The sequence below is a fragment of the Gordonia sp. YC-XJ4 genome (assembly GCF_059511865.1).
Genome location: NZ_CM183447.1, coordinates 978,959 through 1,003,759, shown reverse-complemented (window position 1 = coordinate 1,003,759; position 24,801 = coordinate 978,959). Strand labels below are relative to the sequence as shown.

23 protein-coding genes are annotated in these 24,801 nt (G+C 68.5%); 17 read left to right on the top strand and 6 right to left on the bottom strand.

Going from position 1 to position 24,801, the window contains the following annotated elements:
• Positions 1 to 142: 142 nt before the first annotated feature.
• Positions 143 to 703, bottom strand: coding sequence for an LppU family putative lipoprotein (gene lppU, locus AC5ZH6_RS04440; protein WP_014358881.1), 561 nt, complete (start codon positions 701 to 703; stop codon positions 143 to 145).
• A 116-nt stretch (positions 704 to 819) separates the two neighbouring features.
• Here lppU and AC5ZH6_RS04435 point away from each other — a divergent pair, with 116 nt between their 5' ends.
• The 4 genes from AC5ZH6_RS04435 to AC5ZH6_RS04420 are packed head-to-tail and all read left to right on the top strand — an operon-like array spanning position 820 to position 5,019.
• Complete coding sequence (locus tag AC5ZH6_RS04435; protein WP_014358880.1) at positions 820 to 2,067, top strand: sensor histidine kinase; 1,248 nt, start codon at positions 820 to 822, stop codon at positions 2,065 to 2,067.
• A complete protein-coding gene (locus tag AC5ZH6_RS04430) occupies positions 2,064 to 2,849 on the top strand; it encodes a LytR/AlgR family response regulator transcription factor (protein WP_035728798.1) in 786 nt (261 codons plus the stop codon). The genes AC5ZH6_RS04435 and AC5ZH6_RS04430 overlap by 4 nt, the downstream gene beginning before the upstream one ends.
• Positions 2,846 to 3,271, top strand: coding sequence for a hypothetical protein (locus AC5ZH6_RS04425; RefSeq protein WP_006372454.1), 426 nt, complete (start codon positions 2,846 to 2,848; stop codon positions 3,269 to 3,271). Before AC5ZH6_RS04430 ends, AC5ZH6_RS04425 begins: the two co-directional genes overlap by 4 nt.
• Positions 3,271 to 5,019 (top strand): sodium/solute symporter, encoded by a 1,749-nt coding sequence (locus AC5ZH6_RS04420; RefSeq protein ID WP_006372453.1) that lies wholly within the window; start codon positions 3,271 to 3,273, stop codon positions 5,017 to 5,019. Before AC5ZH6_RS04425 ends, AC5ZH6_RS04420 begins: the two co-directional genes overlap by 1 nt.
• 12 nt (positions 5,020 to 5,031) lie before the next feature.
• Here AC5ZH6_RS04420 and AC5ZH6_RS04415 read toward each other — a convergent pair whose 3' ends face one another.
• The gene (locus AC5ZH6_RS04415) at positions 5,032 to 5,973 is read right to left on the bottom strand and encodes a dipeptidase (RefSeq protein WP_006372452.1); all 942 of its coding nucleotides are present in this window, start codon (positions 5,971 to 5,973) and stop codon (positions 5,032 to 5,034) included.
• A 203-nt stretch (positions 5,974 to 6,176) separates the two neighbouring features.
• On the opposite strand from AC5ZH6_RS04415, the gene AC5ZH6_RS04410 reads away from it, so the two are divergent.
• The 3 genes from AC5ZH6_RS04410 (at position 6,177) to AC5ZH6_RS04400 (ending at position 8,669) form a co-directional block, all read left to right on the top strand.
• Positions 6,177 to 6,545, top strand: a complete 369-nt coding sequence (locus AC5ZH6_RS04410; protein WP_006372451.1) for a DUF485 domain-containing protein — start codon at positions 6,177 to 6,179, stop codon at positions 6,543 to 6,545.
• A complete protein-coding gene (locus tag AC5ZH6_RS04405) occupies positions 6,542 to 8,173 on the top strand; it encodes a monocarboxylic acid transporter (RefSeq protein ID WP_006372450.1) in 1,632 nt (543 codons plus the stop codon). The genes AC5ZH6_RS04410 and AC5ZH6_RS04405 overlap by 4 nt, the downstream gene beginning before the upstream one ends.
• A gap of 70 nt (positions 8,174 to 8,243) precedes the next feature.
• A complete protein-coding gene (locus AC5ZH6_RS04400) occupies positions 8,244 to 8,669 on the top strand; it encodes an HIT family protein (protein ID WP_006372449.1) in 426 nt (141 codons plus the stop codon).
• 169 nt (positions 8,670 to 8,838) lie between these two features.
• Here the strand turns inward: AC5ZH6_RS04400 and AC5ZH6_RS04395 are convergent, their stop codons facing one another.
• Positions 8,839 to 10,254 carry an amidase gene (locus tag AC5ZH6_RS04395; protein WP_020172405.1) on the bottom strand — a complete coding sequence of 472 codons (1,416 nt, stop codon included), beginning with the start codon at positions 10,252 to 10,254 and terminating at the stop codon, positions 8,839 to 8,841.
• A gap of 74 nt (positions 10,255 to 10,328) precedes the next feature.
• Here AC5ZH6_RS04395 and AC5ZH6_RS04390 point away from each other — a divergent pair, with 74 nt between their 5' ends.
• Entirely contained in the window at positions 10,329 to 11,318 is a 990-nt protein-coding gene (locus tag AC5ZH6_RS04390; RefSeq protein ID WP_006372447.1) for an alpha/beta hydrolase, read from the top strand.
• On the opposite strand, the gene AC5ZH6_RS04385 is transcribed toward AC5ZH6_RS04390, so the two are convergent.
• The gene (locus tag AC5ZH6_RS04385; protein WP_006372446.1) at positions 11,319 to 11,912 is read right to left on the bottom strand and encodes a TetR/AcrR family transcriptional regulator; all 594 of its coding nucleotides are present in this window, start codon (positions 11,910 to 11,912) and stop codon (positions 11,319 to 11,321) included.
• Positions 11,913 to 12,016: 104 nt separating this feature from the next.
• Between AC5ZH6_RS04385 and AC5ZH6_RS04380 the strand changes: the two genes are divergently transcribed.
• The 5 genes from AC5ZH6_RS04380 (at position 12,017) to AC5ZH6_RS04360 (ending at position 16,897) form a co-directional block, all read left to right on the top strand.
• Complete coding sequence (locus AC5ZH6_RS04380; RefSeq protein WP_006372445.1) at positions 12,017 to 13,282, top strand: MFS transporter; 1,266 nt, start codon at positions 12,017 to 12,019, stop codon at positions 13,280 to 13,282.
• Positions 13,257 to 14,456 (top strand): acyl-CoA dehydrogenase family protein, encoded by a 1,200-nt coding sequence (locus AC5ZH6_RS04375; RefSeq protein ID WP_006372444.1) that lies wholly within the window; start codon positions 13,257 to 13,259, stop codon positions 14,454 to 14,456. The genes AC5ZH6_RS04380 and AC5ZH6_RS04375 overlap by 26 nt, the downstream gene beginning before the upstream one ends.
• Before the next feature lie 49 nt (positions 14,457 to 14,505).
• Entirely contained in the window at positions 14,506 to 15,618 is a 1,113-nt protein-coding gene (locus AC5ZH6_RS04370) for an acyl-CoA dehydrogenase family protein (RefSeq protein WP_006372443.1), read from the top strand.
• 272 nt (positions 15,619 to 15,890) lie between these two features.
• Positions 15,891 to 16,322 carry a DUF350 domain-containing protein gene (locus AC5ZH6_RS04365; protein ID WP_006372442.1) on the top strand — a complete coding sequence of 144 codons (432 nt, stop codon included), beginning with the start codon at positions 15,891 to 15,893 and terminating at the stop codon, positions 16,320 to 16,322.
• A 119-nt stretch (positions 16,323 to 16,441) separates the two neighbouring features.
• A complete protein-coding gene (locus AC5ZH6_RS04360; RefSeq protein ID WP_006372441.1) occupies positions 16,442 to 16,897 on the top strand; it encodes an SRPBCC family protein in 456 nt (151 codons plus the stop codon).
• Positions 16,898 to 16,906: 9 nt separating this feature from the next.
• Here AC5ZH6_RS04360 and AC5ZH6_RS04355 read toward each other — a convergent pair whose 3' ends face one another.
• Complete coding sequence (locus AC5ZH6_RS04355) at positions 16,907 to 17,704, bottom strand: HAD-IIA family hydrolase (RefSeq protein ID WP_006372440.1); 798 nt, start codon at positions 17,702 to 17,704, stop codon at positions 16,907 to 16,909.
• An 80-nt stretch (positions 17,705 to 17,784) separates the two neighbouring features.
• Here AC5ZH6_RS04355 and moeA point away from each other — a divergent pair, with 80 nt between their 5' ends.
• On the top strand, positions 17,785 to 19,026 hold the full coding sequence (gene moeA / locus AC5ZH6_RS04350) for a molybdopterin molybdotransferase MoeA (RefSeq protein WP_496168512.1): 1,242 nt from the start codon (positions 17,785 to 17,787) through the stop codon (positions 19,024 to 19,026).
• Here moeA and AC5ZH6_RS04345 read toward each other — a convergent pair.
• The gene (locus AC5ZH6_RS04345; RefSeq protein WP_035728796.1) at positions 18,982 to 20,355 is read right to left on the bottom strand and encodes an HNH endonuclease; all 1,374 of its coding nucleotides are present in this window, start codon (positions 20,353 to 20,355) and stop codon (positions 18,982 to 18,984) included. The genes moeA and AC5ZH6_RS04345 overlap by 45 nt on opposite strands.
• Before the next feature lie 206 nt (positions 20,356 to 20,561).
• Between AC5ZH6_RS04345 and AC5ZH6_RS04340 the strand changes: the two genes are divergently transcribed.
• The 3 genes from AC5ZH6_RS04340 to AC5ZH6_RS04330 are packed head-to-tail and all read left to right on the top strand — an operon-like array spanning position 20,562 to position 24,576.
• On the top strand, positions 20,562 to 21,299 hold the full coding sequence (locus tag AC5ZH6_RS04340; RefSeq protein WP_006372437.1) for a phosphatidylserine decarboxylase: 738 nt from the start codon (positions 20,562 to 20,564) through the stop codon (positions 21,297 to 21,299).
• The gene (locus AC5ZH6_RS04335; protein WP_006372436.1) at positions 21,296 to 22,345 is read left to right on the top strand and encodes a CDP-alcohol phosphatidyltransferase family protein; all 1,050 of its coding nucleotides are present in this window, start codon (positions 21,296 to 21,298) and stop codon (positions 22,343 to 22,345) included. Before AC5ZH6_RS04340 ends, AC5ZH6_RS04335 begins: the two co-directional genes overlap by 4 nt.
• Positions 22,342 to 24,576, top strand: coding sequence for an AAA family ATPase (locus tag AC5ZH6_RS04330; RefSeq protein WP_006372435.1), 2,235 nt, complete (start codon positions 22,342 to 22,344; stop codon positions 24,574 to 24,576). Before AC5ZH6_RS04335 ends, AC5ZH6_RS04330 begins: the two co-directional genes overlap by 4 nt.
• Positions 24,577 to 24,801 lie beyond the last annotated feature (225 nt).

Here is a 24,801-nt window from a genome sequence, read left to right as displayed (position 1 = left end):
CCACAGCGCCCTCCCCAGCGCCGACAGCGCTCTCCTCACCGCCGACAGCGCCCAGTTCAACGCCGACAGCGCTCACCAGCGCCGTGACAGCGCTTTGCTGGGCGCTGTCGGCGTGTGGACGGGCGCTGTCGGCGCCGAACTCTCAGCTCAGCTTCTCCACGCAGACGACCTTGTGCCGCTGATCGTAGGTGTAGTAGTTGGTTGTCGCGTCCGGGCAACCACTCTCGTCGGTCGCTCCCGGTAGGACGGCGAGGATGCGACGGGCGTCGGAATCGGTGGAGCTGCACGGGACGTGCGCCGGGTCGCCGAAGCTCGGCACCGTCATGCATTGCCCGACAACCCAATCCGTGTCGAGGCACAGTGCACCCTGTTGTGTGCCGCCGTGGGTGACGTAGTAGGTCTGGTCGACATCGGACGGGCAGGCCTCCTTGGTCGGCGCTTTGGCCACCACCACATAGTTGGCGGGCGCCTGTCCGCAGGTCGCGTGGTCGATCTTGGCGTCCATCATCGTGCCGGACAGGTAGACGCACTGCCCGATCGCGGCGTCGAAGTCGACGTCGCCACCGGCGTCCTGGCTCTCGGTGACCGACGAGACCGGCGTGGACTTGCTGAACGGCAGCGCCGAACAGCCGGTCAGCGCAAGCGCAATCAGCCCCGGCACCCCGAGCGCACCCACGAGCCTCGCCGACAGATATCGCACCATTCTGGATTCCCCCTTCACGCTGGCCCCCTGCCATCGCCGGAGAAACAGTACGACACATCCGGCAATGTTCCGATCCCGGGCTCGCCGATCGCGCGACAATGAGTCGGTGAATTCCGATGTCGAGTGATCTCGCGGCGATCGTGGTGGTGTTGGCCGCGCTGATCGTCGTCGGCCTCGTGGTCCTCATCCGGACCCGGCGGGTGGTCGCGACGCCGACCGAGCGCGCCGTACACACCGCCTTGCACACGGCGTCGCTGGCTGCGCGATCGCTACGGGGCGGGCTCGGTGCCGAATCCGCGCGCGACGCCCTGCCACCTCTGCGTTCGCTGACCGCGGCGCAGGGGGTGGCCCTGTACGACGCGGACGCCGAAGCACTCGCCCACGACGACGACCCGGTGTGGACCACACGTGTGCTGACCGCTGCCGACGCGGCGGCGGCCTCGGCGCTGGCGCAGCAGCGGCGGGTACTCGTCAACGATCCGTCCGGCCCGGACTCCCCGGTACGCGCGCTGGTCGCCGAGCCGCTGATCGCCGGGGACGCCGGCGCGGGAGCGCTCGTCGTCGCGACGGTGAGCCGCCCGGGCCCGGGCATGCTCGGCGCCATCGCGGAGGTCGCCCGGTATGTCTCCGATCAGGTGGAGCTGGCCGAGCTCGACGCCTCACGGGCGCGGCTCGACCGCGCCGAGGTCCTCGCCCTGCGCGCACAGATCAGTCCGCACTTCATCTACAACGCGCTCAACACGATCGCGTCATTCGTGCGCACCGACCCCGACCGGGCACGCGAACTGATCATCGAGTTCGCCGACTTCACCCGCTACTCGTTCCGCGCGGCGGGCGAGTACACCCTGCTCTCCGACGAACTGCGCAACATCGATCGCTACCTGACCCTCGAACGCGCGCGCTTCGGCCCGGCGCTCGACGTGAAACTACATGTGGCGCCCGAGGTTCTGGGTGTTGTGCTGCCGTTCCTGGCCCTGCAGCCGCTGGTCGAGAATGCGGTGCGGCACGGACTCGCCGCCAAGGGCGGCGGATCGATCACGATCACCGCGCGCGACGAGGGCACCGACTGCGTCATCACCGTCGAGGACGACGGCGTCGGCATGGACCCCCAGCTCCTGCGGTCGGGCGACATCGACGCGCTCGATCCGCCCGCCGACGCCACGCCCTCGCGCGACGAATCGGCGACATCAGACCCGGGCGCACGCGACGGGTCGGCGGGAGCCCGGGTCGGCCTGACCAATGTGGATCATCGGCTGCGCGCGGCATTCGGCAACGACTACGGCCTGGTGGTCGACACCGGCATCGGCGCGGGCACCAAGGTGGGGATGCGGGTCCCCAAATTCCGTGCCGGGGTGCGAGTATGACACCCATGGCACTGTCGGTCCTGGCTGTCGACGACGAACGCCCTGCCCTCGACGAACTGGTGTTCCTGCTGCGCCGCGCGCCCGGGATCGGCGAGGTCTTCGCCGCCGGCGACGCCACCGGAGCGCTGCGTGAACTCGGCGACCACCGGATCGACGCGGTCTTCCTCGACATCAACATGCCCGGCCTCTCGGGCATCGAATTGGCCACCGTGCTGCGCAAGCTCAGCAGTCCCCCACAGATCGTGTTCGTCACCGCCCACGACGACCGCGCGGTCGACGCATTCGACGTCGGCGCGCTGGACTATCTGCTGAAACCGTTGCGCGAGGACCGGTTACGTGAGGCGGTGGATCGGGTCGCCGCCGCGGCCGCGCCACCCACGACCACCCCCGAGTCGACCGCGCGTGACGACGACGTCATCCCCGTCGAACTGGGCGGGGTGACCTCGCTGATCCGACGGGATTCGATCTCGTGGGTCGAGGCCGTCGGCGATTACGCCCGGCTGCATTCGGCGGACGGTGCACACCTCGTGCGAATTCCGCTGTCCACCCTCGAATCCCGGTGGCAGGACAAGGGCTTCGCGCGTATCCACCGGTCGTATCTGGTGGCGCTGGGTATGGTGACCGGGCTGCGGGCCTCCGGGTCGACGACGATGGTGGCGGTGCGCGCCAACGGCCACTCGGAGGCGGTGGAACTCCCGGTGAGCCGCCGGCAGGTCCGAGAACTCAAGGATCGCCTCATCCGGGACCCGATGCGCGCCTACCGAACCGGAGACGACCAGTGACCTCGGGCCGGGGCGAGACGCCTTCGGGCCCGGAGCGACCACCGCAGCGGGAGCGGGTGGTGCTGGCCCGCCGACGCGGCGCACGCGTGGTGCGCACGCGGGTGGAGGTGCACGAGCAGACCGAGGTCGGCGACGCCCTGGTCCGCGGCCTGATGCGCGCACAGCTGGGTTTGGCGTTGCGGCTGGGCCTGAGCGTGACGGCGATCATCGCACTGGTTCCGTTGCTGGGCATCGTCTTTCCAGCGCTCGGCGAGTACGCGGTGTTCGGTATCCGGGTGTCCTGGTTGGTCCTCGGGGTGCTCGTCTATCCGCTGCTGTATCTGTTCGGCAGACTCTACGTGCATCTGGCCGAGCAGGCCGAGCGCGACTTCATGGGCGTCGTCGACGACGATGCGGGCGCCGGCCCCTCGGAGCACGACTGATGTCGGGGACGATCCTGACCGCGTTCGCTCTCGTCGCGGCGGCACTGGCGACCATCGTCATCGGTGCCTACGGTGGGCGCTTCGCGCGTACCACGTCTGACTTCCTGGTGGCCTCACGCAGCGTCGGCTCCCGATGGAACGCCGCCGCGGTGTCCGGTGAATACCTCTCGGCGGCATCATTTCTCGGTGTCGCCGGACTCGTCGCCAAATACGGTGCGGATGCCCTGTGGTATCCGGTCGGTTTCACCGCGGGATATCTCGGGCTGTTGCTGTTCGTCGCCGCCCCGCTGCGACGCTCGGGCGCCTACACCGTGCCCGACTTCGCCGAGTTCCGGCTCTCGTCGAGACCCGCACGCCAGACGGCGATGCTGGTGGTGGTCGTCGTGTGCGTGTTGTATCTGATTCCCCAGTTCCAGGGCGCCGGACTGACTCTCAACATCTTGCTGGGCGTACCGGTCTGGGTGGGCGCAGTGGCCGTCGGGGTGATCGTGATCGTCAACGTCGTCGGCGGTGGCATGCGCTCGATCACGTTCGTCCAGGCATTCCAGTACTGGTTGAAGCTCACCGCGATCGGGGTACCCGCGCTGGCCCTGGTGATCGTGTTCCTCGCACACCGTGAGCCGGTCGGCGAGCCCGCCCCACCGCGCGTCGACGTCGCCACCACCGTCGACATCACCACCGACACCGTGCTGTCGGTCCCGGAGACCGCCGGGGTGCACGTCACCGGGACCATCGACGGCTCACACGTCGACGACGCCGCCTTTCGCGCGCCCGGTGAGTACACATTGAGCTCGGGCAGCACCATCCGGCTCGACGCCGGCGCAGCCACCCCGGTGGTGGCCGGCGCCCCGACGACCGGTGCGTCCTGGGTGGCGCCGGGCGGTGGGCTCGGCGGCAATCATCCCCTGTACCAGGTGTATTCGATCATCATCGCGACCTTCCTCGGCACCATGGGACTGCCGCATGTGCTGGTGCGGTTCTACACCAACCCGGACGGACGCTCCGCACGCCGGACCGCCCTTACGGTGATCGCCCTGCTCGGCCTGTTCTACCTGTTCCCGATGGTGCTCGGGGTCTTCGCGAGACTCTATGTGCCGCAACTGTTGATCACGGGCACCTCCGATGCCGCGGTGCTGCTGTTGCCGTCGGCGGCGATCGGCGGGGTGGCCGGCCAACTCCTCGCCGCACTCGTGGCCGCGGGCGCGATCGCCGCGTTCCTCGCGACCTCGTCGGGACTGCTCGTCAGTGTGGCCGGGGCGATCTCCACCGACGTCCTGCGTGGGCGCATCCGCGATTTCCGGGTCGCCGCCGTGATCGGCGGGGTGATCCCCATCGTGTTCAGTGTGGCCGCAACGTCTCTGGAGTTGTCGCGCACGGTCGGTCTGGTGTTCGCGGTCGCGGCCTCGACCCTGTGCCCGTTGCTGATCCTCGGCATCTGGTGGCGCCGACTGACCCCAGCGGGCGCCATCACCGGCATGCTGGTCGGTGGTCTGTCGTCGGGCACCGCAACATCATTGGCGATCGCCGGCGGTATCGGGGACACCTCACTGGGCGGATGGCCCGCGGTCATCGTCGGCTTCCCCGCGGCGGTGACCGTACCGCTCGCCTTCGCGACGATGATGCTCGTCAGCCTCGCCACCCGCACCCGCGTGCCCGGCGACCTCTCGCGCACCTTCGCGCGGATGCACGTCCCCGAACGGGTCGGGATGGGCGTCGAACGCCTCCCCCGCGACGGGGCGGCGCAGTGAGGTCACGCACCGTCACCAGGAGCACTCAGCAACCCGCCGAAAGTTGCCGCCGAGTACCGCGGTGATGTCGTCGGCGGCCCAACCACGTTGGGCCAGATGGCTTCCCAGGGTGACGAAAGCCTCCGGCGCCATCCAGCGGATCGGACCCCACCGCGTGTAGGACTCGTCGAACGCCTCGGGATGGTCGCGGATCTCGGCGAGGAAGTCCTCGGCGTCGAAGGAGTGATCGGTGCTGACGCCGACGTGCTCGATGCCGACGAGTTCGACCGCGTACTCGAGGTGGCGGGTCATCGCCTCGAGCGTCGGGGTGTTGGGGCCGAGGAAGATCCCGACACCGGTGATCCCGACGACCCCGCCGGTCGCGGCGCACTCGCGGGCCTGATCGTCGGTGATGTTGCGAGGGTGATCCCACACACCGCGCATGCACGAATGGCTGTAGATGACGGGCTTGCTCGACACCTCGCACAGATCGAGGCCGGTGCGCACCGAGCAGTGCGAACCGTCAGGCACCATCCCGGCCGAATTCATCTCGGCGACGAGGTCGCGACCCCACGCGGTCAGTCCGGTGTCGTCGGTATCGAGGCATCCACACCCGGCGCGGTTGGCGTGGTTGTACGTCGGGAGCATCGTGCGAACGCCGAGGTCGACGAACCGGGCGACGTTGTCGAGGTCACCGTCGAGGGGATTGGAGTCCTCGAGATCGAAGGCCACCGCGATCCGCCCGACCGCGGCCTCGATGTCGGACGGCGTCGTCGCGAGCGCCAGGCCCGGGTGGTCGGTGATCGCGGCCCGGAAACGCCTCAGCAGCAACGACGAATCGTCGAAGCTCTGCGGTGAGTAGCCGACGTTGACCGACACATATGTCGGTCCGTTGCGGTCGAATCGCCGCAGGTATCCGACGTCGGCGTCGGGTTGCAGCGGCAGACATGCATGCTGATCCCACAGAAGCGTCATACGGCCATCCTCTCCCACCGTCGTGTGGTTGCGGGCCGATCGACTCCGACCGTTCGTCTGGGCCGACCGACCGCCCACCGCACGGATGACCGGTTTCGTCGTGTGACCCGCGCCACCCCATTGTGTGTGACATGGCCCTCATCGACTCTGTGAGTCATCGACCATCACAGTTTGGGCGAACCATCACAGTTTGGGAGGATCTCGTGTCCACTGTCGACCAACCCACGCCGGCGTCGCCGCCGGCGCCCGCGCATCCGACGGGCGAACAATACGTCGCGATGCAGGCCAGTCCGCAATTCCAGGATCTCAAGCGCACCCTGCGCCGCTTCGTGTTCCCGATGACCGCCTTCTTTCTGCTGTGGTACGCGGTGTACGTGCTGCTCGGGGCGTTCGCGCACGACTTCATGGCAACCCGGGTGTGGGGCGACATCAACCTCGGGCTCATTCTCGGCCTGCTGCAGTTCGTGACGACGTTCGTCATCACCGGGCTCTACGTCCGCTTCGCCAATCGTGACCTCGACCCCAAGGCCGAGGCGATCCGCACCGAGATGATGAACGAGGCCGCCAAATGACCACTCTCGCAGCATCTGCCGCCGTGGGTAACCCCATCGCGAACATCGCCATCTTCGTCGCCTTCGTCGCCATCACGTTGTTCGTGGTGATCCGCGCGAGCAAGAAGAACGCGTCGGCCACCGACTACTTCACCGGTGGCCGCACGTTCTCCGGACCCCAGAACGGCATCGCCATCGCCGGTGACTATCTCTCCGCCGCCAGCTTCCTCGGCATCGCCGGCGCCATCGCCGTGTACGGCTATGACGGCTTCCTCTACTCCATCGGATTCCTCGTGGCATGGCTGGTGGCATTGCTGCTCGTCGCCGAATTGCTGCGCAACACCGGCAAATTCACCATGGCCGACGTCTTGAGCTTCCGCCTCAAGCAGCGCCCGGTACGACTGGCGGCGGCGATCTCGACGCTGGCGGTCTCGCTGTTCTATCTGCTGGCGCAGATGGCCGGCGCCGGCGGTCTGGTCGCCCTGCTGCTCGACGTGACATCGCGGACCGGGCAGTCGATCGTGATCGCCGTGGTCGGCGCCCTGATGATCGTCTATGTGCTCGTCGGCGGAATGAAGGGCACCACCTGGGTGCAGATCATCAAGGCTGTGCTGCTGATCGCGGGTGCCGCGTTCATGACGGTCCTGGTGCTGGCCAAGTTCGGGCTCAACGTGTCCCACATCCTGGGTGGCGCGCAGGATGCGATCAGCGGATCGTCTAGCGAAAAGGTCGCCGCCCGTGACGTTCTCGCGCCCGGCGCCAAGTACGGCGGGTCGATGGAATCGCAGATCAACTTCATCTCACTGGCCATCGCCCTGGTTCTCGGCACCGCCGGCCTACCGCATGTGCTGATGCGTTTCTACACCGTCCCGACCGCGAAAGAGGCTCGGCGCTCGGTGGTCTGGGCGATCGCGCTCATCGGTGCGTTCTACCTGTTCACCCTCATCCTCGGTTACGGTGCCGCCGCGATCGTCGGACCCGACCGCATCCTCGCGGCCGCCGGCAAGGAGAACGCCGCAGCGCCACTACTCGCCTTCGAACTCGGTGGCACGATCCTGCTCGGCATCATCGCAGCCGTCGCGTTCGCGACGATCCTCGCCGTCGTCGCCGGACTGACGATCACCGCCTCGGCGTCCTTCGCCCACGACATCTACGCCAGCGTCATCAAGCGCGGCAAGGTCAGCGAGGACGAGCAGGTCCGCGTATCACGCTACGCCGCAATCACTCTCGGCGTCCTCGGAATCGTGCTCGGCATTCTCGCCAACGGCCAGAACGTGGCCTTCCTGGTGGCCCTGGCGTTCGCCATCGCCGCTGCGGCCAATCTGCCGACAATTGTGTATTCGCTGTACTGGAAGCGCTTCAACACCCGCGGTGCGCTGTGGAGCATCTATGGTGGCCTCGGTTCGACGCTGCTGCTCATCGTGTTCTCGCCCGCGGTCTCCGGTAAGGCCACCTCGATGATTCCCGGCGCCGACTTCGCCTGGTTCCCGTTGGAGAATCCCGGCATCGTCTCGATCCCGTTGGCCTTCGTGCTCGGTATCGTCGGCACGCTGACCTCGCCGTCGGATCGCGGTACCCCGGAACGCAACGCCGAGATGGAGGTTCGCTCCCTGACCGGCGTGGGCGCCGAAGAGGCGGTGGCGCACTAAGACGCCATCCGACGACCCGAAGGCGTGTCTCCCGAGGTGATCTCGGGAGACACGCCTTTACCATTCGGGCATGACCAACTGCATCTTCTGCGCGATCGTCGCGGGTACGGCGCCGAGTGTCCGGGTGTCGGAAACCGAGGCCACCTACGCGTTCATGGACATCGCGCCGGGCAACGACGGCCATCTGCTGGTGATCCCCAAGCGCCACAGCACCGATCTACTCGACATCGACGCGCAGGATCTGACCGCGGTCACCCTCGAAGCGCAGCGGATCGCCCGCGCCGTGGTCGGCGACCTCGACGCCGACGGCGTGAATCTCCTCAACTGCTGCGGCGCCGACGCCTGGCAGACCGTCTTCCACTTTCACCTGCACGTCATACCGCGTTACGCCGATCGGGATCGGGACCGCCTGCGACTGCCCTGGCAGCCGGGTGTCCCGGGAGATCGACAGGTGATGACGGACTTCGCGGATCGGCTGTCGGTCGCGCTGGGCTGAGGGGCGCTGGACTGGGAGTACATCGGTCAAAGAGGCACGGCCTAGGCGAGTATCCGTCGAGCAACGCCGTTGTCGGTCAGAGCACCGACGCTGATCACGTCGACATCGATGCCCAGTAATTCCGTCAGCTCGTCGATCAACACCCGACATCTCCCCCAGAGTTCCGGCGTCAGCCGGCGTCGTTGATTCGTGCGAACGGTTGTGCCGCCTCGAGTTCGTAGGCGAGTTCGAGCAGCGTGCGCTCGTCACCGAGGTCGGTGGTGAAGTGCATGCCGAGGGGCAGGCCCTGCGAGGTCTGCGCGAGCGGCAGGCTGATACCCGGCGCGCCGGAGGTGTTGTTGGCCGGGGTGAACGCGACGTAGCGGGTCAGCCGGTCGAAGATCTCGTCGAAATCGCCTGCGGGATCGAGGTATCCGATCTTCGGGGTGGTGTGTGCCAGCGTCGGCGAGAGGACCGCGTCGAAGCGGGCGAAGGTTTCCCGGAAGCGCACGGTCGACTGTTTGAGTCCGCGGATCACCGACGGCGTACGCCACATGCGGCGCAGGTACATGCGCGAGAGTCCGCGGGTGAACGAATCGAGCTTGCTGCGGTCGAAACCCTTGTCGATCATCCGTTTTCCGAATCGGTCCAGCGAGAACGCCAGCATCGCCCAGTAGTCGGTGAACTGGGTGACGTAGGCACGGTCGACGGGAACCGGGATGAATTCGGTGCGATGGCCCAGGCTTTCGAGGAGTTCGGCGGTGGCGGTCAGGCCGGCCTGGGTGTCGTCGTCGAGCAACTGTCCGGTCAGCGGCTCGGTGAGCATGGCGATGCGCAGGCGCCGCTCCGATGGCCCCTCGACGAGGCCCACGGGTGGGAGACCCGGTGCCGGACAAAACTTCTCGGCATCGGCGAGGAAGTGGGCGGTGTCGCGCACACTGCGACTGATGACCCCGTTGGAAATGAGGTCGATGGGCATCGCCGTACCCTCGGGCGAGGCCACCACCCGGTCGCGGCTGGGTTTGAGTCCCACGAGTCCGCACGCGGCGGCCGGAATCCGGATCGATCCGCCGCCGTCGTTGCCGTGCGCGATCGGCAACGCCCCCGATGCGACGAGTGCGGCCGATCCGCCGGAGGACGCGCCCGAGGAGTAGTCGGTGTCCCAGGGATTGCGGGTGGGGTCACGGTCGACGAATTCGGTCGTCGCGGTCAGGCCGAACGCCGGCAGCGTCGACGCCCCGACGATGTTCAGTCCGGTGGCGAGCAGCTGATCGGTGAACGGCTCGTTGGCAGTGGCCACCCGCTCGGGGACCGCCGCGGACCCGTGGGTCGTCGGGATACCCGCCATCAGGGTGTTGTTCTTGATGACCGAGGGCACACCGGCGAACACCCCGCCACCGAAATCGTCGTCGGCGGCGCGCTTGCGGGCACGTTCCCTGTCGTCGACGGCGATCGCGTTGATCTGCGGGTTGACCCGGTCGATCCGCTCGAGCGCGGCGTCGACGGCCTCGGTCGCCGAGATCTCCCCCGCGGCGATGGCCGCCGCCACGCCGAGTGCGTCGGACTGCCCGAGTGCGTCGTCACCGAATGCATGCACATGCCTCATGCGCGCCCACCCTAGCGGGCGTCGACCCTGATAGCGTCCACTCCATCCACAAGCACACGAAACGGGGCCCGGGGATGACGCGACGAGCACGACGCGGACTGTTGATCGCGGCGCTGGCCATCGCAGCGCTACTCGTCCCGGTCGGTGTGGCTCCCGACGCCCATGCGGCCGGGCACATGGTCTCGGCGGGCTCGCCGTCGGAGAAGCTCACCACCATCGTCGTGCACTCCGATGCGATGGACCGCGACATCCCGCTGACGGTGATCAAGCCGCGCGATCCGTCGCAGCCGCGAGGCGTGCTGTACCTGCTCAACGGCGCCGGCGGCGGTGAGGACAGCGCCTCCTGGCTCGCGCGGACCGACATCGAGTCGTTCTTCGCCGACAAGAACGTCTACGTCGTCATCCCCGAGCAGGGAGCATTCAGTTACTACACCGACTGGATTCGTCGTGATCCGACGCTCGGCGTCAACAAGTGGTCGACGTTCCTCGGCTCGGAGTTGCCCGCGGTCATCGACTCGGCCTACCGCACGAGCGGACGTAACGCGATCGGCGGCATCTCATCGTCGGGGACCTCGGTGCTCAATCTGGCGATCGCGCACCGCGGGCTCTATCGGGCGGCGGCGTCCTACAGCGGTTGCGCCTCGACGTCGGACCCGTTGGGACAGCAGTACATCAAGCTCGTCGTCGACGGTCGCGGCGGTGGCAACACCGTGAACATGTGGGGCCCCGACAACGGGCCGCTATGGCGTGCCAACGATCCCGTCCTCAATGCGGGCAAGCTGCGCGGCACCGCGCTCTACATCTCCAACTCCAGTGGTCTGCCCGGTCCGCACGACACCCCGCAGGCGGTGCGCGACCCGATCACGCTGACCGATCAGGTGGTGCTCGGCGGCGGGATCGAGGCGGCCACCAGCATCTGCACCCAGCAACTCCTCGGACGCCTCAACGGACTGCACATCCCCTACACCGCCGACATCGGCCGGCCGGGCACCCACTCATGGGGCTACTGGCAGGATCAGCTCCACCGGTCGTGGCCGTTCTTCCGACGCGCGATCGGCGGCTGATCAGACGATCATCGCCATCACATCGCCGGCCAGTTGCGCGGCGAACGAGTCGTCGATGGCCTTGCCGAACACGGCGTGGTGATAGAGCGGCGCGATGATGTGGTCGAGGATCTGCTCGACGGTCGGTGTGGGCTCGCCGCGTTCGGCGGCGCGGGCCACCATCTGCTGCGCCTGGTCGCGCCGGATCTCCCAGCACGGGCATTCGTCGACGAGTTCATCGCGCGCGACGATCATCGCCCGTAGGTAAGACCGACGTTTGGGCCGTCCGATGTCGGCGGCGATGATCTGTGCCCACTCGGTGAGATCGCCACGCAGGGTGCCGGTCTCGGGGAGGTCCTCGCCCTGGGTGAGGACGGCGACCGCCACCTCCTCGACGAGTGCGGTGATCGATCCCCAACGCCGGTAAATCGACGTCGGATTGACCCCGGCGAGCTCGGCGACCTGCGGGATGGTCATGGTCTCGCGCTCGCCGGCACCGACGAGTTGTCCCACGGCGCGGTAGACCGCCTGCTGCACGCGAGCACTGCGTCCACCGGGCCGTCGTGGGTGCTGCCCCTCGTCCACCTGCACATTCGTCGCCGTTGTCGCACTCATGGAATCGATTATTGCAAACCGCGTTGCTTTAGGAGTCCATCCCGGCTAGTTTGACTAACGCAAACGCCTTTGCTTTAGCCGGCTCGTCAACTTCGGAGGTTCCCGTGTCGCGTCTACATCCGCACCGCGCGTTCTGGGTGGTCACCGCCACGGTGGTGATGGTGCTGTTCGCGTCGGCGGCGCCCTCACCGCTCTATCCCGTCTACCAACAGCTGTGGGGTTTCTCGTCGTTCACCCTGACCGGCGTCTTCGCGATCTACGTCGTCACGATGCTGATCAGCCTGCTGTCGGTGGGATCGCTCTCCGATCACATCGGCCGACGGCCCGTCCTCGCGGTTGCCCTGGTGCTGCTGATCGCGAGCATGGCGCTGTTCCTCGTCGCCGACGGCGTCGGCACCCTGATGGCAGCCCGTGCGCTGCAGGGATTGGCGACCGGTGCTGCGATCGGCACCCTGACGGCGACCGTCGTCGACATGGCACCGAGCCCCCGCCTGTCGTCGGCGATCACCGGGGCGGGGCCGACCATCGGTCTCGCCGGCGGGGTCGCGGTGGCCGGCGTTCTCGTTCAGTACGCTCCCCACCCTCGCTTCCTGGTCTACGAGATCGTCCTCGCCCTCTACGCCGTCCTCCTGATCGCACTGCTGATCGTGCCGGAAACGTCTGAGCGCGTGGGCTTCTCGTCACGACGTCACCTGCTCGGCACCCTGGCTCCGCAGGCGTCGGTGCCCGCCGCGGTGCGCCCGCTGTTCTGGGCGGCCATCCCCGCGTTCGTGGCCACATGGTCGCTCGGTGGCCTCTACCTCTCGCTCGGCTCATCGGTGGTGGCGCGCGTGTTCGGCGTCGCCAATCACGCCGAAGCGGGCCTACTGCTGTTCGCCTTCTTCGCCGCCGGCGCGCTGACCTCGTTGCTGGTCACGTCGTGGGCGCCGCAGGCCAAACTGGCCTTCGGCTATCCGGCGCTCGCCGGTGGTGCGGTCATCTCGCTGGCCGGCGTGCTCACCGAGTCACTGCCGGTGTACATCGTCGGCTCGCTGATCGCCGGATCCGGATTCGCCGGGACCTTCCTCGGTGCATTGGACTCGATCAGCGCGCAGACACCCGCTCCTGCGCGGGGCCAGGTCTTCTCGGCGGTCTTCATCGTCAGCTACGTGGCCTTCAGCGTGCCCGCGGTGATCGCCGGACTCGTTGTCGGCCACCTCGGTCTGCGCGCCACCGTCGCGATCTACGTCGGGTACGTGCTCGCACTCGCCGTCCTCGGCGGACTGGCGTCGGCGCGCACCCGCCGGCGGGCGAATCTCCGGGCCCGGGTTTGCGCCCGCGACCTCGGAGAGTATGAAGGTAGGCATGCACCTGAAATTCAGTTCAAGTGAAGAAGCCTTCCGCGACGAACTTCGGACATTTTTCACCACCGCGATCCCCAAGGACCTGCGCGAACGCTCGGCCGCCGGGAAGCTGAACTACCCCGAGGACATCGTCACCACCACCCGCATCATGAACGAGGCGGGCTACGCCGTACCGCACTGGCCGACCGAATGGGGCGGCCAGGACTGGACCCCGATCCAGCACCACATCTACCGCGAGGAGATGAGCCTCGCGTCGGTGCCCGACATGCTGCCGTTCAACGCGGGCATGATCGGGCCCGTCATCGCCCAGTTCGGGTCGCAGGAGATGAAGGAACGCTTTCTGCCCAAGACCGCCAATCTCGACATCTGGTGGTGCCAGGGCTTTTCCGAGCCAGAGGCGGGCTCGGACCTCGCGTCGCTGAAGACCCGCGCGGTGCGCGACGGCGACCACTACGTCGTCAACGGCCAGAAGACCTGGACCACCCTCGGCCAGTTCGCCGACTGGATCTTCTGCCTGTGCCGCACCGACCCCGACGTCAAGAAGCAGGCCGGCATCTCGATGCTGCTGTTCCCGATGGACACCCCCGGCGTCGAACTGCGTCCGATCCAGTTGATCGACGGCGGTTACGAGGTCAATGAGGTCTTCTTCAACGACGTGCGGGTTCCGGTGGAGAACCTCGTCGGCGAGGAGAACCAGGGGTGGACGCAGGCGAAGTTCCTGCTGGGCAACGAGCGCAGCGGCATCGCGCGCGTCGGCTACACCAAGACCAAGCTGGCCCGCGCCAAGGAACTCGCCCGTGAGATCACCGCGGCCGACGGCAAGCCACTGATCGAGGACCCGTTCCTCGCCGCGCGCCTCGCCGAACTCGAGAACGAGATCCTCGCCCTGGAGCTGACCCAGCTGCGTGTGGTCGCATCGTCGGCCGACGGCAAGCCCAACCCCGCATCGTCGCTGCTCAAGCTTCGCGGGAGCCAGCTGCAGCAGGAAGCGATGGAGTTGCTCGCCGACATCGCGGGCCCGGATTCGCTTCCGGTCGCCGGACTCGACCCGGCCGCGCCCAACGGATCGGCCGACATCGAGGCCCCGGAGTGGGCGCAGTTGTCGGTGCCGACCTATCTGAACTACCGCAAGGTGACCATTTACGGCGGTTCGTCGGAGGTCCAGCGCCAGATCATCGACAAGGCCGTGCTCGGCCTGTAATCGCGCCGCACACACGACCATTCGACCTCCCGACACACGAGGAACACACATGGATTTCGAACTGTCCGAAGAACAGACGATGTTGCGCGACACCGTCCGCGACGTGCTGAGCAAGACCTACGACGTCGAGACGCTACGCAAGGTCACCGACACCGAGCTGGGCTGGAGCCGCGACGTCTGGAAGTCGTTGGCCGACATCGGCATCCTCGGCCTGACCATTCCCGAGGAAGACGGCGGCGCCGGAGCGGGCCCCGTCGAGTTCGCCTCGGTCATGGGTGAGATCGGCCGAGCGCTGGCACCCGAGCCGTACCTGGACGCGGCGTTGGTCCCGGGCTCGCTGATCGTCGCGACCGCCGAAGGCGACCTGCGCGAGGAACTCCTCGGCGGCCTGGCCGGCGGCGAGTTGCTCCTGGCCTTCGCCCATCAGGAGGCCGGCGACCGCTGGCCTGCGGCCGCGGTGGCCACCACCGCCGCCGACGGGAAGCTCACCGGAACCAAATCGCTGGTGCCGCACGGTGATTGCGCGGACAAGCTGATCGTGTCGGCGCGCGAGAACGGCGAGGTCGGGCTGTACCTCGTCGACGCCGACGCCGAGGGCGTCACCCGAACCGCCTACCGGACCCACGATCGGCGTCGAGGCGCTCAGATCGTCTTCGACGGCGCCCCGGCCACCCGCCTCGGTTCCGGCGACGCCTCGGCACTGCTCGCCGACGTCGAGGTCGGCATCCAGACCGCGCTGTGCGCGGAGGCAGTCGGGGCGATGGAACGCGCACTCGACCTGACCGTCGATTACCTCAAGACGCGCAAGCAGTTCGGGGTGACACTGGCGACCTTCCAAGCGCTGACGCACCGGGCGGCCGACATGTACGTGCAGCTCGAGCTGGCGCGGTCGATGAGCCTGTATGCCACGACCGCGCTCGCCGACGGCATCTCCGACCCGGTGATCGCCTCACGCGCCAAGCTGCAGATCTGCCGCTCAGGCCGTCACATCGGCCAGGAGGCGATCCAGATGCACGGCGGTATCGGGATGACCGCCGAGTACCCGGTCGGCCATTACACGAGCCGATTGACCGCGATCAGCCACACCCTCGGCGACGCGACCGAGCACGTGCAGAGCCTGGCACGCAACGTCAACTCCTACGATCTGGTCGCCCTGTCCTGATCTCGACCCGGACGGGGTCGGTGCCGAGATCGGTGGCGCCGACCCCCTCCGGGCACAAACTCTCCACACCCCTCAGCAGATGCCGGTGCTCGGACTCGAGCAGGCGCAACAACCAGGTCATGGTGTGGCAGTACACAACCGACCCGCTACCCGCGTAAGGGTTTGGCCCATCCAGGGTTTGATCTTCTTGCCCGATCGGGCGCCGGTGATGGCCTAGGGTTCTCCGCAGGGATGCGGTTCGCCGCTGACGTGCCGAGAACGGGAGGGTTTCAGTGGAGATCTTGCGGGACAACCTGGCACATGGTGCGTCGTTCTCCCTGGTGGGGATCGCGCTGCTGATCGTCGGCTTCGTCGCCCTCGATCTGGTGACGCCGGGCCGGCTGCGGCAGCTGGTCTGGGTCGACCACAACCGCAACGCCACGATCCTGACCGTCTCGATGGTGATCGGACTGGCAGCGGTGATGGTCTGTTCGGTGATCGACACCGCCTATCTCGAACTGTGGCGCGGGCTGGTCTACACCATCGTCTACGTCGCGCTGACCATCGCGGTGATGATGTGGTCGTTCGTCCTGATCGACTGGCTCACCCCCGGCAAGCTCGGCACCCTGCTGCTCGACGACGACGGCGAGCATCCGGCGATCTGGGTGACCGCGACGGTGTTCCTCGGTATCGGCGCGGTGATCGCGGCGGTCCTGCTGGCCTGACGCCCCGGGCTTGTGACTCATGAGCTTATTGACGCTTGCTCAATAAGTGCCCTAGTGTCCCCAGAGAGGACGGCGCGCGCCGTCCGGCCGGACCGACACCACGCAGGGGGAATCACCGCATGGCCGCACCACTCATCGAGGAGTCCATCGACATCGACGCCACACCCGAGCAGGTGTGGGAGGTCATCTCCGACCTCAAGCGCATGGGCGAATGGAGTCCGCAGTGCGTGAAGATGATCGTGCGCGGCCCGGTGGGCCTGGGCACCAAGACGATCAACGTCAACCGCCGCGGACCGCTGGTGTGGCCGACGACGTCGAAGATCGTCCGCTTCTCCCCCAACCAGGAACTCGGTTTCCGCGTCGCCGAGAACCGCACCGTGTGGAGCTACACGATCACACCGAAGGCGAGCGGGGTCACCGTGACCGAGCGTCGCGAGGTGCCGGGCGGGACGACGTCGACGGTGTCGTCGGTGCTCGTCGACAAGTTGATGGGCGGCACCGAGAACTTCGAGGCCGAGCTGAAACTCGGTATGGCCGAGACGCTCGGCAAGATCAAGCGCGCCGTCGAGGGCTGAGTAGCGCCCTCAGCCGTCGAGTTTCTCGATGAGGGCGGGCAGGTCGGCGATCGAGTCGATGACGTGGTCGGGGACCGGCCCGAACTCGTCGCGTTGCAGGGCGACGAGTGCCTCCTCGCGGAACTTGCCGGTCCGCACGAGCACCCCGATCAGCGCCGACGCCTGCGCGCCGAGGACGTCGTTGTGCATGTCGTCGCCGACCATCACCACCTGGGTCGGCTCAAGATTCATCATCTCGACTGCAGCACGGAAGCCGAGTGGTGACGGTTTGCCGATGGCGCGGATCTTGCGACCCGACGCCTTCTCCAGGCCCTCGAGGTAGACGCCGGTGTCGATGGCCAGTCCCTGGGCGGTCGACCAGATCATCGATCGGTGCATCGCCACCACCGGCACTCCGGCCAACATCAACTCGAGCACGATCGACAACGCTCGATGGGTGAACACCGGTCCGGCGCCGCCGAGCACCACGACCTGCGCCTGGGCCGGGTCGTCGGTGAGGGCGATGCCGGTCATGTCGTCGGCGATCGGGCCCTCGTTGAGTACCCACGCCTTCTTGCCCGGATAGGTCTGAGCGAGGTATTCGGCGGTGAGTTTGGCGGCGGTGAGGATTTCCTCGGCCGACACCTCGAACCCGCAGCTGTTGAGGGCGTCGGCGATCTGACCGCGCGAACGGGACGTCGTGTTGGTCAAGAACATCCGCGGCAGGCCGCGATCGGCGAGGATGCGGACCGCCTCGACCGCGCCGGGCAGCGCCTTCCACGACGTGACCATCACACCGTCGATGTCCATCAGCAACCCGAGCGTCATCCTACAAATCTAGGGTGTGTGGGGAGAACCTGCGCGTCGGCGGTGCGTGCGCGCCGTGGGGGCGATGGCATGCTGGGGCCATGCGTACGGTCACCGAACACCAGCAGGTCGTCGCCAGTCTGTTCGGCCCGCCCGAGCCGGTCATCATGCCCGTCACTGCCGCACTGGGTCGGGTGCTCGCCGCCGACGTCGTCGCCCCGATCTCGTTACCCGGCTTCGACAACTCCGCGATGGACGGCTTCGCGGTCCGCGCGGCTGACGTCGCCGCGGCCACGCCGGCGCAGCCGGTGCACCTTCGCGTCGACGCCGACATCCCTGCCGGCCGCGTCGACCCACCGCCGCTGGCACCGGGAACTGCGCACCGCATCATGACCGGCGCACCGATGCCGGCCGGTGCCGACGCGGTGGTGCCGGTGGAACTGACCACCGCCGTGTTCAGCGGCGCCGAACCCGTCGAGGGCACGCAGGTGGGCATTACCACCGCGGTGCCGACCGGTAAGCACATTCGCCCGGCGGGCTCCGACATCGTCGCCGGGCAGCCCGCGCTGCCGGCCGGTACCCGTATCGGTGCCGCGCAAATCGGGCTGCTGTGTGGGCTCGGGTTCTCGACGGTGAGCGTGTTCCGGCCGATGCGGGTGGCGGTGTTGTCCACCGGCTCCGAGCTGGTGGCGCCGGGAATTCCGTTGCGGCACGGACAGATCTACGAATCCAACGGCGCCATGCTGACCGCGGCGGCCATCGAGGCCGGCGCCGAGGCCAGGCACGTGCATCTCGTCCCCGACGACACGACCCAGTTCTTGCATCGCCTCGACGAGATCGCCGCCGACGCCGACCTCATCCTCACCTCCGGCGGGGTCAGTGCCGGCGCCTTCGAGGTCGTCAAGGAAGCGCTGGGCATGACCGGCGGGGTGGAATTCGTGAAGGTCGCGATGCAGCCGGGGATGCCCCAGGGCTGCGGGCATTATCGCGGTCCGGCCGGACGGTCCGTGCCGATCGTGACCTTACCCGGCAATCCGGTGAGTTCGCTGGTGTCCTTCGAGGTGTTCATCCGCGACCCACTGCGCGCCGCGATGGGCCAGCATCTGCGCCGACAACGGCTGCGCGCACAACTGACCACCGCCCTGACCTCACCGGCGGGCAAACGTCAGTTCCAGCGTGCGGTCTTCGTCCGCCACCCCGACGGACCGGCCGTCACGACCGTCGGGCCACCGGCATCACACCATCTGAGCAACCTCGCCCACGCCGACGCGCTGGTCGACATCCCCGCCGAGACCGTGTCACTGGCGGCCGGCGACCTGGTGGACGTGGTTCGGCTGACGTGACCGGCGTGGTCGGCGGGCGGGGCGTAACCGATTGGGATGTTTGGGTTTTCGCCATGTCGAGGTCATCGACGCACGCGGCTGCCGGCCGACCAGATGCGGCGCCCGGCTCCGATGCCAGGCGCCGGTCGGCGTCGTGACGTCGAGGATGTGCCCGTATTCGGTGTCGATGGGCGTGTAGGTCCAACCATCGGCCTCCTTGGCGCGGTTGTGCGCCACGCAGGTGCCGTCGGCGTTGGCGAGCGAGGTCTCCCCACCGTGCCGGTGCGGTCGGGCGTGATCGATCTCGGCGATCGGCGCATCGCAGAACGGAACCCGACACCGCCGGTCGCGCATGCGGACGAAGTGCGCGAGGCTCGAGGGGAAGCACCGCGACCGCGCGTCGGCGGCCACCAGCGTGCCTTCCGCGGGCCGTACGTACAGTCGCCGGATCGTCGAGGCGGTCTCGCCGTCGGGGTCGACGCCGTCGGCTATGAGCTGCCGCGCCATCTCGGCGGGGATCGGCCCGAATCCGGGGATCTCCGCAGACGCATCCCCGCCGAGCATCGTCTCGGCCGAGATCACCAGGTTCACCGCGACCGGCACCGCGGTGGCGCACGCCTGACCGGTGACCCGCTCGACGAGGGTGTCGGCCATGATCTGATCCCGCGTGCGTCCGTCGGACCCGGCAATTGCATCGGCGTGGCGTGTGAGCGCGGCGAACACCGCCACCCCCTGTGCCATCGGCACCAGCGCCGACACCTGCGCCATCAGATCCGGGGCGGGCCGCACCGCCACCCGACGATCGCGCTCGGCTTTCGCCTTGCGGTCGACGACGGTGCGGGGTTCGAGCTCGTAGGCCAACTCCTTGGCCCGCGCGGTCAACGCCCTGTCCCCCATGCTCAGCAGAGCCTGCCGGTCCCCGGCGACGACACGATCGATCTCCTCGCGGGATTCTCGTGTCAGATAGGCGGTTTCGCGGACCAGGATGGTCGCGCGCCACTCGGTCAGATCGCCGTCCTCGAGCGCACCCAAGGTGTGCGGCATCTCGGTGGCCAGGGCCCGCGCGAACCCGAGGAATTGGCCACCTCGCTGCGCCGACGCCTTGCGCGCCAGACCGACCTCGGCCGACAACCCCTTACCCCTCTTACCTTGGGGCACATTGCGTTCGGTTTCATCGGCGGCGCGCAGTTCGTCGAGTCGGGCGGTCTCGCGCACCTGGGCGGCCGCGGCGGCGGACTTCAGTTCTTCCAGGAAGGTGATCCGCTCCACCGCATCGGCCTGTGTGGCCGCCGCCGTCATCTCGACGAGCGCACAGGCGAACTCGCGAAGATCGTCGGTCGTCTCGAGCATTGCCACCCCCCGGTGTCCGTAGCGCGTACGTCGAACTCTTGATCTATTGTACATGCGTTCGGTGATATGTGCCACCGACCTCACCGGCTGTGCACAACCGCCGTCGATGCACACCGCCTCCCAGCACGTGGAGCCACCGGCACCCGGGGCTCTAAGCTGAACGGGCGCGACGATCGGTCGCGTGGACGACGTCGGAGAGGATGACTGTGGCGAGGCGCCCGCGTGAGGACGCACCAGACGGACTGTCCCCGGCACATCTGGTCACCCTGGCCCGCGAAACCGTACCCCCGGTCCATCCGGCGGGCCTCCCCTTTGTCGCCGCGGCGTCGGCCGTCGCGGTGCTCGGTCGGCGTCACCGGTGGATCCGGACACCGGCCGTCCTGACCGCCGGGGCCTGCGCGGCCTTCTTCCGGCATCCCGCCCGCGTCGCGCCCACCGATCCGTTCGCGGTGGCCGCCCCGGCCGACGGGACCGTGAGTCTTCTCGACGAGGCCGTGCCGCCCGCCGAGTCCGGGCTCGGCGACGCGCCGCGACCCCGGGTGTCGGTGTTCCTCTCGCTGTTCGACGTGCACGTGCAGCGCGTGCCGATCGCCGGCACGGTGACCTCGGTGACCCACACGCCCGGCCGGTTCGTGTCGGCCGATCTCCCCGACGCGAGCGAGGTCAACGAGCGCACCACCATGACGATCCGCACCGCGACGGGCGCCGACATCGCGGTCGTGCAGATCGCCGGGCTGCTCGCCCGTCGAATCGTGTGCAATCCCACGGTCGGCGACGCACTGTCGGTCGGCGACACCTACGGGCTCATCCGGTTCGGCTCGCGGGTGGACGTCTACCTGCCGCCCGGCACCACGCCGCAGGTCCGGCTCGGGCAGCGCACGATCGGGGCCGAGACGACGATCGCCGTCCTCGGCCCGGGCGCCGATCCAGCGGCAGGCCGATGAGTCCGCGCGCCGACCGGCCGGGAACCCCGCACCGCACGCCCGCGCGCGTGGCCGGACGCGCACACACCCCGGCCGAGCAGTCGCGGCTGCGCCGTCAGGCGTCGGCCGGCCGGATGTTCGTGCCGTCGGCGCTGACGATCCTCGCGATCTGCGCGGGCATGACCGCGATCCGATTCGCCTCCAACGACAACATCAATGCGGCACTGGCCCTGCTCGTCGCGGCCGCACTACTCGACGGCATCGACGGGCGGGTGGCGCGCCTGATGGGTGCCACCACCAAGATCGGCGCGGAGATCGACTCACTCGCCGACGCCATCAATTTCGGTGTGGTGCCGGCCTTCCTGGTGTATCTGACCCTGATGGAGCACGCCGACATCGGCTGGCTGATCGGCCTGGTCTACACCTGCGCGATCGTGCTGCGCCTGGCCCGCTTCAACACCCTCCTCGATGACGACGACGCACCCGCATACACCCGCGACTTCTTCGTCGGCGTGCCCGCACCGGCCGCCGCGATCATCGCGCTGCTGCCCGTCGGGCTGTTGCAGCAGTTCGGGTCAGGCTGGTGGACGTCGCTGCCGGTGGTGTGCACGTGGCTGCTCATCGTCGCGTTCCTCGCGGCCAGCCGGGTACCGACGGCGTCGTTGAAGGCAGCGAAGGTGTCGCCGCGCGCTCTGCCGGTCCTGCTGATCCTGGTCGCCATCGGTGCAGCGCTGTTGGTGACCTTCCCGTATGTGCTGATGATCATCGGCATCGCGGGCTATGCCGTGCACATCCCGTTCGCCTGGCGCTCCCGCCGCTGGGTGGCCTCGCGCCCCGAGCACTGGGACGCGCCGCCGCGCGAACGTCGCGCGGAGCGACGGGCCATGGCGCGCGAGACGCCCGGACGGCGCGTCATTCCGCGGCGTCGGCAGACGATGAAGAAGTCGCAGGCACGCCTCGGGCTACACCGGCCCGCGGGCACCGGCGCGGTCGGCACCGGTACTGGCACCCCCCGTGCGGACGGCACGTCCCCCCATCCCGACGACGCCGACAGCCCCACCGCGTGAGCGCCCAACTCACGCTGACCGCGCGCCTGAACCCGTCGGCCGGCGACGCCCGCCGCGGCATCGTGCGCGTGCACCCCGAGGCACTCACCGCACTCGGACTCCGCGAATGGGATGCGGTACGCATCACCGGTGCGCGCGTGAGCGCCGCCGTCGTCGCCGCTGCCCCCGCGGACTCATCGACCGGCACGATCCTGCTCGACGACATCTCCTTCTCCAACACCGGCGTCCGCGAGAACGCCCAGGTGGTCGTCGAGCCGGTGCAGGTGCAGGCCGCCACCCGGGTGACGGTCACCGGGTCGGCGCTGGCCAGCCAGGGCGTCGACGCGCCGACCCTGCGACGCGCGCTACTCGGCAAGGTGCTGTCGGTGGGCGACACCGTCTCCCTGCTCCCCCGCGACCTCGGACCCGAACTGACCGCCAGCGAGGCAGTGCGCACCCTTGCCCGATCCGTCGGGATCACCTGGACCACACAGCTTCTCACGGTGACCGCCACCGAGCCCGGCGCACCGGTAAGCGTGCAGCCCAACACCGCAGTGATGTGGACCGACACCACCGCGCCGAGCGCTGCCGGCGCGGTGACGGGCGCTGTCGGTGCTGGGACGGGCGCTGTCGGCGGGGTGGCGAGCGCTGTCGGCGGGGGCGCAGGCGCGGTGCGGCCGGTGGCCGAACTCGTCGGCGTCGACGATCAGGTGGCGAAACTGACCGAGTGGCTGCGGATCACGCTCGATCAGCCCGAGGTGTTGCGCACCCTGGGTGCGGTCCCGCGCCTGGGAGTGTTGCTGACCGGCCCGGCCGGGGTGGGCAAGGCGACGCTGGTACGCGCGGTGGCGGACGGGCGGCCGCTGGCCGTGATCGACGGCCCCACCGTCGGTGCGACCGAGGCGAATTCGCGACTACGCACCGTCACCGACGCCGTATCCTCACTGCGTCCCGGCGGCGGGGTCCTGCTGATCACCGACGTCGACGCCCTGCTACCCGCCGAGGCCGAACCGGTCTCCACACTCCTCCTCGACACCCTGCGAGAAGCGTTGGCAGGCAAGGATGATCAGCCTGGCACGATCGCGCTGATCGCCACCACGACACAACCGGCAGCGGTCGACACCCGATTGCGCGATCCCCAACTGTGCGATCGGGAGCTCTCGATCGGGCTGCCCGACGCGGCGCTGCGCGGCCGATTGCTCGCGGCCATTCTCACCGGCGTGCCCACCGAGGGCGACCTGCAGCTCTCCGAGATCGCCTCACGGACACCTGGTTTCGTCGCCGGTGATCTCGCGGCCCTGACCCGGGAGGCGGCCCTGCGGGCTGCGGCCCGGGTGACCGCGGCCGGATCGACGGCCTCACCGGCACTGACCGCCGAGGACCTGCGGGGCGCCGTCGGGGTGATCCGACCGGTGTCGCGTGCGACGTCGCCGGAGGTCTCGTTGGGATCGATCACGCTCGACGACGTCGGCGACATGGTCGAGACCCGGCAGGCGCTCACCGAGGCCGTACTGTGGCCGCTCGAACATCCCGACACGTTCACCCGTCTCGGTGTCGATCCGCCGCGCGGGGTGCTGCTCTACGGACCGCCCGGCTGCGGCAAGACCTTCGTGGTACGGGCGTTGGCCGCGTCGGGTCGGCTCTCGGTACACACGGTCAAGGGCGCCGAACTGATGGACAAGTGGGTCGGCGCCTCCGAGCGTGCGGTCCGCGACTTGTTCGACCGCGCACGGGAATCCGCGCCCTCCCTGATCTTCCTCGACGAGGTGGACGCATTGGCGCCCCGGCGCGGTCAGTCGTCGGATTCCGGGGTCTCCGATCGCGTGGTCGCCGCGCTGCTCACCGAACTCGACGGCGTCGAACCGCTGGCCGACGTCGTCGTCCTCGGTGCCACCAATCGTCCGGATCTGATCGATCCGGCGTTGCTGCGGCCGGGCCGGCTCGAGCGACTGGTATTCGTCCCACCACCGGATGCACAGGCACGCGCCGACATCCTGCGCACCTCGGGACGCAACGTCCCGCTCGCCGATGACGTCGACATCGAGTCGCTGGCAACAGATCTCGACGGCTACTCGGCCGCCGACTGCTCGGCTCTGCTGCGGGAGGCCGCACTCTCGGCGATGCGCCGCAACATCGAGGCCGCCACGGTCACCGCCGACGACGTCGCCGACGCCCGCACCCGGGTCCGCCCGTCGCTGGACGCCGCGCAGGTGGAGAATCTCCGCGCCTACGCCCAGCGACGGTCGGAATAGGTTTCCCTCCGGCTGCGTCAGCTGATCATCAAGGACACTGAAGCTGTACTCGGCAGGCGCTACCGCTGATCCCGGCCGCACCCGACCCGACCTGACCCGGAAGGACTCCAGATGAACCCCGTACTGACCCCGACAAGCACCGACATCACCGATTCCACCCCGGATCAGGTCGAGGCGGCGGTGGCGGCCTGACGCAGGTTGCCGACGTCCTCGACGCACACGGCG

Coding starts and splice junctions, on each gene's coding strand:
- lppU (WP_014358881.1), bottom strand. CDS start 703: ATGGTGCGATATCTGTCGGCGAGGCTCGTGGGTGCGCTCGGGGTGCCG.
- AC5ZH6_RS04435 (WP_014358880.1), top strand. CDS start 820: ATGTCGAGTGATCTCGCGGCGATCGTGGTGGTGTTGGCCGCGCTGATC.
- AC5ZH6_RS04430 (WP_035728798.1), top strand. CDS start 2,064: ATGACACCCATGGCACTGTCGGTCCTGGCTGTCGACGACGAACGCCCT.
- AC5ZH6_RS04420 (WP_006372453.1), top strand. CDS start 3,271: ATGTCGGGGACGATCCTGACCGCGTTCGCTCTCGTCGCGGCGGCACTG.
- AC5ZH6_RS04415 (WP_006372452.1), bottom strand. CDS start 5,973: ATGACGCTTCTGTGGGATCAGCATGCATGTCTGCCGCTGCAACCCGAC.
- AC5ZH6_RS04405 (WP_006372450.1), top strand. CDS start 6,542: ATGACCACTCTCGCAGCATCTGCCGCCGTGGGTAACCCCATCGCGAAC.
- AC5ZH6_RS04400 (WP_006372449.1), top strand. CDS start 8,244: ATGACCAACTGCATCTTCTGCGCGATCGTCGCGGGTACGGCGCCGAGT.
- AC5ZH6_RS04395 (WP_020172405.1), bottom strand. CDS start 10,254: ATGAGGCATGTGCATGCATTCGGTGACGACGCACTCGGGCAGTCCGAC.
- AC5ZH6_RS04390 (WP_006372447.1), top strand. CDS start 10,329: ATGACGCGACGAGCACGACGCGGACTGTTGATCGCGGCGCTGGCCATC.
- AC5ZH6_RS04385 (WP_006372446.1), bottom strand. CDS start 11,912: ATGAGTGCGACAACGGCGACGAATGTGCAGGTGGACGAGGGGCAGCAC.
- AC5ZH6_RS04375 (WP_006372444.1), top strand. CDS start 13,257: ATGCACCTGAAATTCAGTTCAAGTGAAGAAGCCTTCCGCGACGAACTT.
- AC5ZH6_RS04370 (WP_006372443.1), top strand. CDS start 14,506: ATGGATTTCGAACTGTCCGAAGAACAGACGATGTTGCGCGACACCGTC.
- AC5ZH6_RS04360 (WP_006372441.1), top strand. CDS start 16,442: ATGGCCGCACCACTCATCGAGGAGTCCATCGACATCGACGCCACACCC.
- AC5ZH6_RS04355 (WP_006372440.1), bottom strand. CDS start 17,704: ATGACGCTCGGGTTGCTGATGGACATCGACGGTGTGATGGTCACGTCG.
- moeA (WP_496168512.1), top strand. CDS start 17,785: ATGCGTACGGTCACCGAACACCAGCAGGTCGTCGCCAGTCTGTTCGGC.
- AC5ZH6_RS04345 (WP_035728796.1), bottom strand. CDS start 20,355: ATGCTCGAGACGACCGACGATCTTCGCGAGTTCGCCTGTGCGCTCGTC.
- AC5ZH6_RS04335 (WP_006372436.1), top strand. CDS start 21,296: ATGAGTCCGCGCGCCGACCGGCCGGGAACCCCGCACCGCACGCCCGCG.